The following is a 13631-nucleotide window of genomic DNA, read 5'->3' as shown; positions in this document are numbered from 1 at the left end:
CCCGTGACGACGCGCCTCACGACGCTGTTCGACAGCTTCGCCCGGACCCTCGCCATCGTGCTGATCGTCGCGCTCGTCGCGACCGCAGGCCTCTGGTACGCCCTGGAGCGCGGGAGCTCCCGCACGATCACGGCGTACTTCACCAGCGTGGTCGGCCTCTACACCAAGAACACCGTCGACGTGAACGGCGTCCCGGTGGGCACCGTCGAGGACATCACGCCCCAGGGCAACGTCGTCCGCGTCGAGCTCAAGGTCGACAACCGGATCCCGATCGCGGCCGACGCCAAGGCCGTCATCGTCGCGCCGACCCTGGTCTCGGACCGCTACGTCCAGCTCGGCCCGAACTACACCGGCGGGCCGATGATGAACGACGGCGCGGTGATCCCGGTCCAGCGGACCGCGGTGCCGGTCGAGCTCGACCGGGTCTACAAGAGCCTGGACCTGTTGGCGACCTCGCTCGGCCCGAACGGGTCGAACAAGGACGGTGCCCTCAACGGCCTGCTCCGGTCCTCGGCGAACGCCCTCGGCGGCAACGGCGAGGCGATCAAGCAGACGATCACCGAGCTCGCCGGCGCGGTCGGGACACTGTCGGACAACCGCGGCAACCTCTTCGCGACGGTCGACAACCTCGGCGTCTTCACCAACATGCTGGCCCGCAACGACGGCCAGGTGCGGCTGCTGAACAACCAGCTCGCCGACATCTCCGGCTTCCTCGCCGCCGAGCGGGGCAACCTCTCGCAGGTCCTGCAGGTGCTCCCACCGGCCCTCGAGGACGTCGCCTCGTTCGTCCGGGAGAACCGGGACGGGCTGCGGACCGATGTGGGCCAGCTCGCGAGCATCACCGACATCCTCGTGCGGCAGAGCCGGGGTCTCGCCGAGCTCACCGACGCCGCCCCGCTGGCCCTGGGCAACCTGACGAACTCGTTCAACGCGAGCTCGGACACCCTCGACGTCCGGCCGGTGCTGGCCCCCGGCCTCAACCTGCCGCCGATCAGCCGCGAGCAGCTCCTGTGCTCGCTGCTCGGCAGTGGTCTCCTGCCCGACATCCCGGCCGGCACGGCGCTCCCGCCGCTGCTGCTCGCGGGCCAGGTCAGCTGTGCCACGCAGACGCCGGCGGGCGTGACGGCGCTGAACGACGCCCTCAAGCCCTTCCAGGAACTCGCGGCGCTGCTCAACCAGAACCAGGCCGTCGCGCCCCTGGCGACCGGACTGCTGTCGACCGCGACCCAGGGCCTGACGCCGCGGACGGCCGAGCAGGACACGACCCCGCTGACGGCACCGGGCACGAACCTGATCAAGGGACTCACGACCGGAGGAGGACGGTGACCACCACACCTCGCACCCGCCGGGCCTGGCGGCTCGCGGTCGTCGCGATCGTCACGGCGGTGGGTCTCTCCGGCTGCGGCCTGCAGTCCATCCAGGAGGTACCGCTGCCCGGCGGGGCGTCCCTCGGGGACCACCCCTACGACGTGACGGCGCTGTTCACCAACGTCGTCGACCTCGTGCCGAACGCCAGCGTGCGGACCAACGACGTCCCGGTCGGGGTCGTCCGGGAGGTGCGACTCGCCCCGGACGGCTGGACCGCCGAGGTCACCATGTCGGTCAACGGCGACGTCATGCTCCCGGCCAACGCGATGGCCCGGCTGCGCCAGACCAGCCTCCTCGGCGAGAAGTTCGTCGAGCTCGGCAACCCGGCGATCGGGGCCCCCCAGGGCCGGCTGCAGAACGGCGCGGTGATCCCGCTGGACCGCAGCGACGTCGGCGCCCAGGTCGAGGAGGTCCTCGGGGCCCTCTCGCTGCTGCTCAACGGCGGCGGCGTGGAGAAGATCCAGACGATCTCGCGCGAGCTGAACAACACGCTGGGCGGCAACGAGGCACAGATCCGGGCGCTGCTCGACAACCTCAACGTCTTCGTCGGCACGCTCGACAAGCAGCGGTCCGACATCGTCCGGGCGCTCGACTCCCTCGACCGGCTCTCGGCCACCCTCGTCACCCAGCGGGCGAAGATCGCGAACGTCATCGACAACCTGCAGCCCGGGCTCGACGTGCTCAACCAGCAGCGCGGCCTGCTCGTGGGCACGCTCCAGGCCCTGCAACGGCTGTCCGTGGTCGGCACCGACGTGATCAACCGCGCGGGCCAGAACACCATCGCCGACCTCACCGCGCTGCAGCCGATCCTGCAGAACCTCATCGCCAGCGGGGACGCCCTGCCGGGTTCGCTGCAGATCCTGCTGACGATCCCGTTCGCGGACAACTCCCTGAACGTGATCAAGGGCGACTTCGCGAACATCGACGTGACGGTCGAGATCTCCCTGCAGGGCCTCCTGCAGAACCTGCTGGGGGTGAACCCCGCGGCGGGGAACCTCAACCAGATCTTCGCCCTCCTGCAGAACCAGCAGACGGCCCGGGCCACCGGGAACCCGCTGATCGCCCTGCCCGGCGTCCTGGGGGCGAACACGGCGCCCGTGCCGACCACCACCACGACGACGGGTGCCGGCACCGGCGCGGCCCCCGCCGCCACCGGAGGGGGCACCGGAACCGGTACCGGCACCACCGGGACGACCGGTGGCGGCACCACCGGCACGACCGGCACCACCGGCTCGACCCAGGGCGAGGGCAACTGACATGACGAAGAAGATCCGGAACCTGCTGATCCTCTTCGTCGTCCTCTCGGTCGTCGGGATCGGCTACATCGCCTTCCGCTACGTCGGCGCCGACTCGCTCATCGGTCTCGGGCCGTACACGGTCAAGGTCGAGATGCGCGACTCGGGCGGCATCTTCCCGAAGGCGTCGGTGAGCTACCGCGGCGTCGAGATCGGCAAGGTCGGCGACATGCGGATCACGCCGGGCGGCCTCGAGGTCGACCTCGAGATCGAGAACGAGGCCCCCGAGGTGCCGGCCTCGGCCGTGGCCGTGATCGCGAACCGGTCCGCGGTCGGTGAGCAGTACGTCGACCTGCAGCCGCCGCGCGACGGCGGGCCGTACCTCGAGGACGGATCGGTGATCCCGGTCGACCGCGTTCGGACGCCGACCCAGATCGACGGCCTGCTCGCGAACCTCAACACGCTCGCCACCTCGGTGCCCATCCCGGAGCTCCGGACGACGGTGGACGAGCTCTACACGGCCTTCGACCGCACCGGGCCGGACCTCCAGCGGCTGCTCGACAGCTCGAACGCCCTGGTGTCAACGGCCATCCAGCAGCTCCCGCAGACCACGCAGCTGCTGCGTGACGGCCGGGTGGTGCTCGGGACGCAGGCGAGCCTCGGGCCGCAGATCGTGTCCTTCAGCCGTGACCTCAACCTGTTCACGGCGCAGCTGAAGGCGGACGACCCGAACCTGCGTCGCCTGGTGCGGGCCGCCCCACCGGCGGCCCAGCAGCTGGAGGGGCTGATCCGGGAGACCGGGCCGGACCTCTCGCGGGTGCTCGCGAACCTGCTGACGACGGTGCGGATCATCCAGCCGCGTCTGCCCGGCGTGGAGCAGCTGCTCGTGACGTATCCCGGTCTGTCCGCGGTGGCACCGGCCGTGGTGCCCGGCGACGGTCGCGTGCACTTCGGCCTGGTGCTCAACATCGCCGACCCGCCGTACTGCCGCGACGGGTACCTGCAGCCGAACGCCGGTTGGCGGCCCGCCACGGACCAGAGCTTCATCCCGATGGACACGCGGGTCTACTGCGCCCAGGGCGGCGTCGTGAACCCCCGCGGCGCCCAGCACACGCCGGAGCTCGACGGCGGCAAGCGGCCGTACGGGGAGATCCTGAACCCGAACGAGTACTACTACGACCCCGCCAACCCGCCGCCCGGGACGTACCCGAACATCACGCCCGTGCCCGCGACGCCCTACACGCCCGGTCAGCGGCCGGCTCCGGCCCCCGGTCAGAACCAGAACGGGAACCCCGGGTCATCGGCGTCACAGGCCTCGTCGCAGAATGCAGACCAGACCACCGCGTTCTCCGCTGCGTCGTCGTCCCCAGCCGACGTCCTCGCGAACTCCGGGCGCGGTGCCCCGCCGGTCGTCATCCCAGGCCTGGGCTGACCACGACCGGTGGGACTCCTACCCCGAGGAGCTGAGGGCCCTGCCCCCCACCGACACGCTCGACCAGCCGTCCCCGACGCGACGGGGCCTCCGGGCCCCGTCGCAGCGGACCACCGTCCGCGTCCTCGCCGTCCTGACCGTGCTCGCCTTCGCGGCGGCCGTCGCGGCCGGCGTCTACTGGTGGATCGGGTCCCACGGCCCGACCGCGAACCAGGCCCGCGACCGTGACGTCGCGGTGGACGCCGCTGAACAGATCGTGGTCAACATCAACACCGTGCGCCCGCAGACGGTCGACGCCGACCTGCAGGCCGCCCAGACCTCGCTGACCGACCCGATGCTCACCGAGTACCAGAAGGTCCGCCAGCAGTTCGCCGACAGCCTCAAGAAGGCCCAGGCGTCCGTCGTCGCCACCCCCGCCGGGGCCTCGCTGACGGCCTTCGACGACGACCGGGGCACGGCCTCGGCGCTCGTCGCGATCAACGTGACGGCGTCCAGTGCCAACCAGCCGCCCACGCAGAAGCAGCAGCTGTTCCAGGTCGACATGCAGCGCACGCCGGACGGGTGGAAAGCCTCCAAGGCCGCCCCCACCGCGGGCCAGAGCTAGAGGAGGGAGCGTCGATGCCGCCCCGTACCCGCAGCACCACGACGACCGCCCCCGCCGGCCGGCGCCCGAAGGTCGCGGGTCTCCGCGCCCCCGGCCGCCGCGGCGTGACCGGTGAGTCCGGTCCCGCAGCCGTCGGACCGACCGACGTCGACCCGGACGACGTCCGCGTCGACGGGACCGACGACGTCGACCGGACCGCGGCGCCCGCCGCCCCGACCGGCTCCACCGTCGCGGACCCCGACGACGCGGGCTCCACGACCGCCACCGGGACCGCGGCGACCGGCGAGGCCGCCACGGCCGACCCGTCCGAGGCCCCGGCTGCGGGAGACCGCGACGGAGGGGCGGCGCGGCCGACCCCGAAGGCCCGGCGCACCGGCCGGAGCACGACGCCGGCCGCCGAGGAGGCGGGTCCGACCCCGCGGCGCGGTGGCACCGCGCTCCTCGAGCGGCCCGCCCCGGCCCGCACGGCCGCCTCCGCGGACCCGGCCCGGGACTCCCGGGACTCCCGGGTCGGCCGGATCGCCGCGGCCGTCACCCGCCCGTTCGCGGCGCTCGGGGCGAACCCCCGGCGCCTGATCACGGTGCTGGTCGTGGTGCTCGTCCTGAGCCTGGGCCTCGGCACCTGGGCGTTCGTGGCGGCCCGGTCCGACCGGGCCGACGGCGCGCCCTACGCCAACGCGGCCGTGGTCGACGTCGGCGGGACCGCCGAGGTCGTCGGCCAGACCCGGCAGGCCATGGAGCAGATCCTCTCCTACGACTTCACCAAGCTCGACGACTCGGTGAACGCGGCGAAGTCGCAGGCGACCGGTTCCTTCGCCTCGGAGTACCTCTCGGTGTTCGAGCAGACGATCCGGAAGCCGGCGACGGACCAGAAGCTGCGCCAGACGGCGACCGTGCTCAACATCGGGGTGCAGCAGCTGTCCTCGGACCGCGCGACCCTCATGGCGTTGGTGCAGTTCACCGCCGAGCGCACGACGAACGGTCAGACCACGAACGCCCCCGGCCTGCTCTCCGTACAGGTGGTCAAGGAGGACGGGCGTTGGAAGATCAGTGAGCTGAAGCCGGTCTGACGGCACCACCCGCCGGGTCACGGGCCCGGGAGCCGAACCCCGCTCGGGGTCGGCTCCCGGGCCCGTCGTCGTGCGGGGTGGCTCTGACCTGCGACGGGAGGACCGCGACGCGCCCCGCCCGGGTGCGCGTCGGACTTGACGCGAGCGTGGTCACCGGTCACTCTGTTCCCAGCGCGAGACCCTCGCCGTCCGACCCCGCGGTCGGGCCCGGACCCCGGTCCGGCCCCCGTCGGCGCGTCACGGTAGGGGGGTGTTCGACACGTTCGCCCACCAGTGGCTAGACTGTCGGATCGCGCTGCCTTGTCGTGTCTCCACGTCATCCGGGGGTACCCCGAAGGCCGCGCTGAATCGGCCGCCCGGGGCACTGCGCTGCGTCTCGAGCGGACGAGCTACTGACAGCGTCAGACAGCGTTGTTCCGGAAGGACGCATCTTGGCAGTTACCCGCGCCACCAGGTCCTCGAATCACCACGCGTCGTTCCCCGGAGCTCCCCTCCGGGTCTCCTTCGCCAAGCTCGACCAGCCGCTGGAGGTCCCTGACCTCCTCGACCTGCAGACCAAGTCCTTCGAGTGGCTGGTCGGCAGCGAGGAGTGGTTCGAGCGCCGCGTGGAAGCGGGCGAGGACACCCCGATCGGTGGTCTGGAGGAGGTCCTCGCGGAGATCTCTCCGATCGAGGACTTCTCCGGTTCGATGTCGCTGTCCTTCTCCGACCCTCGCTTCGACGAGGTGAAGGCCTCCGTCGAGGAGTGCAAGGACAAGGACATGACCTACTCGGCCCCGCTCTTCGTGACGGCCGAGTTCACGAACAACACGACCGGTGAGATCAAGTCCCAGACGGTCTTCATGGGTGACTTCCCCGTGATGACCGACAAGGGCACGTTCATCATCAACGGCACGGAGCGCGTCGTCGTCTCGCAGCTCGTGCGCTCGCCCGGCGTGTACTTCGACCGCACCGTCGACAAGACGACGGACAAGGACGTCTTCAGCGTCAAGATCATCCCGAGCCGCGGGGCGTGGCTCGAGTTCGACGTCGACAAGCGCGACACGGTCGGTGTGCGCATCGACCGCAAGCGCCGGCAGCCGGTCACCGTGCTGCTGAAGGCCCTCGGGTGGACCACCGAGCAGATCCAGGAGAAGTTCTCCTTCTCCGAGACGCTGCTCGCCACCCTCGAGAAGGACGCCACGGCCGGCCAGGACGAGGCGCTGCTCGACATCTACCGCAAGCTGCGTCCCGGCGAGCCGCCGACGCGCGAGTCGGCGCAGACGCTCCTGGAGAACCTGTTCTTCAAGGACAAGCGCTACGACCTCGCGAAGGTCGGCCGGTACAAGGTCAACAAGAAGCTGGGCGTCGGCGTCGAGCCGTCGACCGGCACGCTGACCGAGGACGACATCATCCAGACGATCTCCTACCTCGTGCGCCTGCACGCGGGGGAGACCGAGGTGGCGGCCGAGAACGGCGACACGATCCCGGTCGAGACCGACGACATCGACCACTTCGGCAACCGGCGCCTGCGCACGGTCGGCGAGCTCATCCAGAACCAGATCCGGGTGGGTCTCTCCCGCATGGAGCGCGTCGTGCGCGAGCGCATGACGACCCAGGACGTCGAGGCGATCACGCCGCAGACCCTGATCAACATCCGTCCCGTCGTGGCGGCGATCAAGGAGTTCTTCGGCACCTCGCAGCTCTCGCAGTTCATGGACCAGACCAACCCGCTCGCGGGCCTGACGCACAAGCGCCGGCTGTCCGCGCTCGGCCCGGGTGGTCTGTCCCGTGAGCGTGCGGGCATGGAGGTCCGTGACGTCCACCCGTCGCACTACGGCCGCATGTGCCCGATCGAGACCCCGGAGGGCCCGAACATCGGCCTGATCGGGTCGCTGTCGAGCTTCGCGCGGGTCAACCCGTTCGGCTTCATCGAGACGCCGTACCGGAAGGTCGTCGACGGGGTCGTCATCGACCAGATCGACTACCTGACCGCCGACGAGGAGGACCGCTTCGTCGTCGCGCAGGCCAACGCGCCGCTCGACGAGGACGGCCGCTTCCTCGACGACCGCATCCTGGTCCGCCGCAAGGGCGGCGACGTCGACCTCATCGCGCCGACGCGGGTCGACTACATGGACGTCTCGCCGCGCCAGATGGTGTCGGTCGCGACCGCCATGATCCCGTTCCTCGAGCACGACGACGCCAACCGCGCCCTCATGGGCGCGAACATGCAGCGTCAGTCGGTGCCGCTGCTGCGTTCCGAGTCGCCGCTGGTCGGCACCGGGATGGAGCTGCGCGCCGCGGTCGACGCGGGCGACGTCATCGCCGCGGACCGTCCGGGTGTGGTCGAGGAGCTGTGCGCCGACTACATCACGATCATGGACGACGACGGCCAGCGGACGACGCACCGGCTGCACAAGTTCACGCGCTCCAACCAGGGCACGTGCATCAACCAGAAGCCGATCGTCTCCGAGGGCGACCGCGTCGAGGCCCGTCAGGTCCTCGCCGACGGGCCGTGCACCGAGGACGGTGAGATGGCCCTGGGCAAGAACCTGCTCGTGGCGATCATGCCGTGGGAGGGGCACAACTACGAGGACGCGATCATCCTGTCGCAGCGTCTCGTGCAGGACGACGTCCTGACCTCGATCCACATCGAGGAGCACGAGATCGACGCCCGCGACACGAAGCTCGGCGCCGAGGAGATCACCCGGGACATCCCGAACGTCTCCGAGGAGGTCCTCGCCGATCTCGACGAGCGCGGCATCATCCGCATCGGTGCCGAGGTGGCCGACGGCGACATCCTGGTCGGGAAGGTCACGCCCAAGGGCGAGACCGAGCTGACCCCGGAGGAGCGCCTGCTCCGCGCGATCTTCGGTGAGAAGGCGCGCGAGGTGCGTGACACCTCGCTCAAGGTCCCGCACGGCGAGACCGGCAAGGTCATCGGCATCCGCGTGTTCTCGCGCGACGACGACGACGAGCTGCCGCCCGGGGTCAACGAGCTGGTCCGCGTCTACGTGGCCCAGAAGCGCAAGATCTCCGAGGGCGACAAGCTCGCCGGCCGCCACGGCAACAAGGGCGTCATCGGCAAGATCCTGCCGGTCGAGGACATGCCGTTCCTCGCCGACGGGACCCCCGTCGACATCGTCCTCAACACCCACGGCGTGCCGCGACGCATGAACATCGGCCAGGTCCTCGAGACCCACCTCGGGTGGATCGCGAAGAGCGGGTGGGACGTCGACGCGGACAACACCGCCGAGTGGGCCGTGAACATGCCCGACGACATGCGCCGGGTCGAGCCCGACACGAACACCGCCACCCCGGTGTTCGACGGTGCCCGCCAGACCGAGATCTCGGGCCTGCTCAGCTCCACGCTGCCCAACCGTGACGGTGTGCGGCTGGTCGGTCCGGACGGCAAGGCGCAGATCTTCGACGGACGTACCGGTGAGCCGTACCCGCACCAGATCGCGGTCGGCTACATGTACATCCTCAAGCTGCTCCACCTCGTGGACGACAAGATCCACGCCCGGTCGACCGGCCCGTACTCGATGATCACCCAGCAGCCGCTGGGTGGTAAGGCGCAGTTCGGTGGTCAGCGCTTCGGTGAGATGGAGTGCTGGGCGATGCAGGCCTACGGCGCGGCGTACACGCTGCAGGAGCTGCTGACGATCAAGTCCGACGACGTGCTCGGCCGCGTCAAGGTCTACGAGGCGATCGTCAAGGGCGAGAACATCCCGGAGCCCGGTATCCCGGAGTCCTTCAAGGTGCTCCTCAAGGAGCTCCAGTCGCTCTGCCTCAACGTGGAGGTGCTGTCCTCGGACGGTGCCGCCATCGAGATGCGCGACGGCGACGACGAGGACCTCGAGCGTGCCGCGGCCAACCTCGGCATCAACCTCTCGCGCAACGAGTCGCCCTCCGTGGACGACGTCGTCAACTGACGCCTCGCTGCGTCGCCCGGGCCGGCCACGCCGGTCGGCCCGGGCGACGCACGCGGACCCTCTAGAAAACAGCTCACCCATCCAGGGGAGAACCTTTGCTCGACGTCAACTTCTTCGACGAGCTCCGGATCGGTCTGGCTACGGCCGACGACATCCGGCAGTGGTCCTTCGGCGAGGTCAAGAAGCCCGAGACCATCAACTACCGCACGCTCAAGCCCGAGAAGGACGGACTCTTCTGCGAGAAGATCTTCGGTCCGACCCGGGACTGGGAGTGCTACTGCGGCAAGTACAAGCGCGTCCGCTTCAAGGGCATCATCTGTGAGCGCTGCGGCGTCGAGGTGACCCGCGCCAAGGTGCGTCGTGAGCGGATGGGCCACATCGAGCTGGCCGCACCCGTGACGCACATCTGGTACTTCAAGGGCGTCCCGTCGCGGTTGGGCTACCTGCTCGACCTCGCGCCGAAGGACCTCGAGAAGATCATCTACTTCGCGGCCTACGTCATCACCGACGTGAACGCGGACCAGCGGCACAACGACCTGTCGACGCTCGAGAACGAGATCGCCGGGGAGCGCAAGCGCCTCGAGTCGCAGCGCGACAACGACCTCGAGGCGCGGGCGCAGAAGCTCGAGACCGACATCGCCGAGCTCGAGGCCGAGGGCGCCAAGTCCGACGTGCGCCGCAAGGTCAAGGAGGGCGGCGAGCGCGAGATGCGTCAGCTGCGCGACCGTGCGCAGCGCGAGCTCGACCGCCTCCAGGAGGTGTGGGACACCTTCGCCAAGCTCGACCGCGGGCAGCTCATCCAGGACGAGTCGCTCTACCGCGAGCTGTACGACCGCTACGCGGACTACTTCACCGGTGCCATGGGTGCCGAGGCGATCCAGAAGCTCCTGGACACCTTCGACATCGACGCCGAGGCGGAGAACCTCCGCGAGACCATCCGCTCGGGCAAGGGGCAGCGCAAGCTGCGCGCGCTCAAGCGGCTCAAGGTCGTGGCCGCGTTCCAGGCGACGGGCAACCGTCCCGGCGGCATGGTGCTCGACTGCGTGCCGGTGATCCCGCCGGACCTGCGCCCGATGGTGCAGCTCGACGGTGGCCGCTTCGCCACCTCGGACCTCAACGACCTGTACCGCCGGGTCATCAACCGCAACAACCGCCTCAAGCGACTGATCGACCTCGGCGCGCCCGAGATCATCGTCAACAACGAGAAGCGGATGCTGCAGGAGGCCGTCGACGCGCTGTTCGACAACGGCCGTCGCGGCCGGCCGGTGACGGGGCCGGGCAACCGCCCGCTCAAGTCGCTGTCCGACCTGCTCAAGGGCAAGCAGGGCCGGTTCCGGCAGAACCTGCTCGGCAAGCGCGTCGACTACTCGGGCCGCTCGGTCATCGTGGTCGGCCCGCAGCTCAAGCTGCACCAGTGCGGCCTGCCCAAGCAGATGGCGCTCGAGCTGTTCAAGCCGTTCGTCATGAAGCGCCTGGTCGACCTCAACCACGCCCAGAACATCAAGTCCGCGAAGCGGATGGTCGAGCGTCAGCGCGGCCAGGTCTGGGACGTGCTCGAGGAGGTCATCAACGAGCACCCGGTCATGCTGAACCGGGCGCCCACGCTGCACCGTCTCGGCATCCAGGCCTTCGAGCCGCAGCTGGTCGAGGGCAAGGCCATCCAGCTGCACCCGCTGGTGTGCGAAGCGTTCAACGCCGACTTCGACGGTGACCAGATGGCGGTCCACCTGCCGCTGTCGGCCGAGGCGCAGGCCGAGGCCCGCATCCTCATGCTGTCGGCCAACAACATCCTGTCGCCGGCGTCGGGCAAGCCGCTCGCCATGCCGCGTCTGGACATGGTCACGGGGCTCTACTACCTGACGACCAAGCGTCCGGGCGCCGAGGGCGAGGGGCGGGCGTTCTCGTCCCCGGCCGAGGCGATCATGGCCTACGACCTGGGGACCCTCCACCTGCAGGCGCCCTGCCGCATCCGCCTCACCGCGGACGTCGTGCCGGGGCCGGGGATGGTCGGCGAGGACCACGAGCCCGGCACGCCCTGGCTCGCGGACACCACGCTGGGCCGGGTGCTCTTCAACGAGCTCCTGCCGGAGGACTACCCCTTCGTCGACGACCTGCTGCCCAAGAAGCGGCAGGCGGCGATCATCAACGACCTCGCCGAGCGGTACTCGATGACCGAGGTCGCCATGACGCTGGACCGGCTGAAGGACGCCGGCTTCCACTGGGCCACGCGCTCGGGCGTCACGGTCGCCATGGACGACGTCGTCGTGCCGGCGAACAAGGCCCAGATCCTCGAGGGCTACGAGGAGCGGGCCGAGCAGGTCAACAAGCGCTACCAGCGTGGTGCGCTCTCCTACCAGGAGCGCAACGACGAGATGGTGCGCATCTGGGGCCAGGCCACCGAGGAGGTGGCGAAGGCGATGGAGGACCAGTTCCCCGAGGACAACTCCATCCGTCGCATCGTCGAGTCGGGCGCGGCCGGCAACATGACCCAGATCCGCCAGCTGGCGGGCATCAAGGGTCTGGTGGCCAACCCGAAGGGCGAGTTCATCCCGCGCCCGATCAAGGCGAACTACCGCGAGGGCCTGACGGTCGTCGAGTACTTCATCTCGACCCACGGCACCCGCAAGGGTCTGGCCGACACCGCGCTCCGTACGGCGGACTCCGGCTACCTGACCCGGCGTCTCGTGGACGTCTCGCAGGACGTCATCGTCCGCGAGGTGGACTGCGGGACCGAGCGCGGCGTGCCGATGCCGATCGCGGAGCGCGTGGGGGACACCCTCCAGCGCGACGTCCACGTCGACACCAGCGTCTACACCCGCACCGCGGCCTCCGACGTCACCGACGCCGGTGGCGAGGTCGTCCTCGCCAAGGGCGGCGACATCGGACAGCAGGCGATCGACTCGCTCATCGCCCACGGGATCGACAAGGTCCGCGTCCGCAGCGTCCTGACCTGCGACTCGGCCCAGGGTGTCTGCGCGATGTGCTACGGCCGGTCGCTCGCGACCGGTCTGCTCGTCGACGTCGGCGAGGCGGTCGGCATCGTCGCCGCGCAGTCGATCGGTGAGCCCGGCACGCAGCTGACCATGCGCACGTTCAAGCAGGGTGGTGTGGCCGGCGAGGACATCACTACCGGTCTGCCGCGTGTGCAGGAGGTCTTCGAGGCCCGCGTCCCGAAGGGCAAGGCGCCCATCGCGGACGTCGACGGCCGCGTGCAGCTCGAGGACGGCGAGAAGTTCTGGAAGATCACCCTCATCCCGGACGACGGGTCCGAGGAGGTCGTCTACGACAAGCTGTCCAAGCGTCAGCGCCTCGCGACGCTGACCGTCGACGGCACCGAGCGTCCGCTGCAGGACGGCGACCACGTCGACGTCGGTCAGCAGCTGCTCGAGGGCACCGCCGACCCGCACGAGATCCTGCGCGTGATGGGCCCCCGCGAGGTGCAGCTGCACCTCGTCGACGAGGTCCAGAAGGTCTACCGCTCGCAGGGTGTGTCGATCCACGACAAGCACATCGAGGTCATCGTCCGGCAGATGCTGCGCCGGGTGACGATCATCGACTCGGGCGCGACGGAGTTCCTGCCCGGCGGCGTCGTGGACCGGGCGGAGTTCGAGGGCCAGAACCGCAAGGTCGTCGCCGAGGGCGGCGACCCGGCGGCCGGGCGTCCGGTGCTCATGGGCATCACGAAGGCCTCGCTGGCCACCGAGTCGTGGCTCTCGGCCGCGTCGTTCCAGGAGACCACCCGAATCCTGACCAACGCCGCGATCGAGGGGAAGTCCGACAGCCTCGTGGGGCTGAAGGAGAACGTGATCATCGGCAAGCTGATCCCGGCCGGCACCGGCATCAACCGGTACCGGAACATCCAGGTCCAGCCCACCGAGGAGGCGCGCGCCGCGGCGTACGCCCTGCCGAGCTACGACGACGGGTACTACTCGCCCGACGTCTTCGGCGGCGGGAGCGGCGTGGCCGTCCCGCTCGACGACTACGACTTCGGCCAGTACCGCTGACGTA

Annotated in this window: 7 protein-coding genes; all 7 read left to right on the top strand. The window is 70.0% G+C overall.

The window, feature by feature from the left end:
* Positions 1–3 precede the first annotated feature (3 nt).
* The 7 genes from BJ983_RS19200 to BJ983_RS19170 all read left to right on the top strand — a co-directional run bounded on the left by BJ983_RS19200 (position 4) and on the right by BJ983_RS19170 (position 13627).
* A complete protein-coding gene (locus tag BJ983_RS19200; protein WP_343054254.1) occupies positions 4–1326 on the top strand; it encodes an MCE family protein in 1323 nt (440 codons plus the stop codon).
* Positions 1323–2624, top strand: coding sequence for an MCE family protein (locus tag BJ983_RS19195; RefSeq protein ID WP_179795283.1), 1302 nt, complete (start codon positions 1323–1325; stop codon positions 2622–2624). Before BJ983_RS19200 ends, BJ983_RS19195 begins: the two co-directional genes overlap by 4 nt.
* A gap of 1 nt (position 2625) precedes the next feature.
* Positions 2626–4035, top strand: coding sequence for an MCE family protein (locus BJ983_RS19190; RefSeq protein ID WP_179795282.1), 1410 nt, complete (start codon positions 2626–2628; stop codon positions 4033–4035).
* Positions 4001–4639, top strand: coding sequence for a hypothetical protein (locus tag BJ983_RS19185; RefSeq protein WP_179795281.1), 639 nt, complete (start codon positions 4001–4003; stop codon positions 4637–4639). The genes BJ983_RS19190 and BJ983_RS19185 overlap by 35 nt, the downstream gene beginning before the upstream one ends.
* Positions 4640–4653: 14 nt before the next feature.
* On the top strand, positions 4654–5709 hold the full coding sequence (locus BJ983_RS19180; RefSeq protein WP_179795280.1) for a nuclear transport factor 2 family protein: 1056 nt from the start codon (positions 4654–4656) through the stop codon (positions 5707–5709).
* Between the two features lie 431 nt (positions 5710–6140).
* On the top strand, positions 6141–9623 hold the full coding sequence (rpoB, locus tag BJ983_RS19175; protein WP_179795279.1) for a DNA-directed RNA polymerase subunit beta: 3483 nt from the start codon (positions 6141–6143) through the stop codon (positions 9621–9623).
* A 95-nt stretch (positions 9624–9718) separates the two neighbouring features.
* A complete protein-coding gene (locus BJ983_RS19170) occupies positions 9719–13627 on the top strand; it encodes a DNA-directed RNA polymerase subunit beta' (RefSeq protein ID WP_179795278.1) in 3909 nt (1302 codons plus the stop codon).
* The last annotated feature ends 4 nt before the right edge of the window (positions 13628–13631 follow it).

Origin of the sequence: Actinomycetospora corticicola, assembly GCF_013409505.1 — a bacterium.
Lineage (GTDB): Bacteria > Actinomycetota > Actinomycetes > Mycobacteriales > Pseudonocardiaceae > Actinomycetospora > Actinomycetospora corticicola.
The sequence above is the reverse complement of the archived record's forward strand: the minus strand, read 5'-3'. Positions and strand labels throughout refer to the sequence as shown.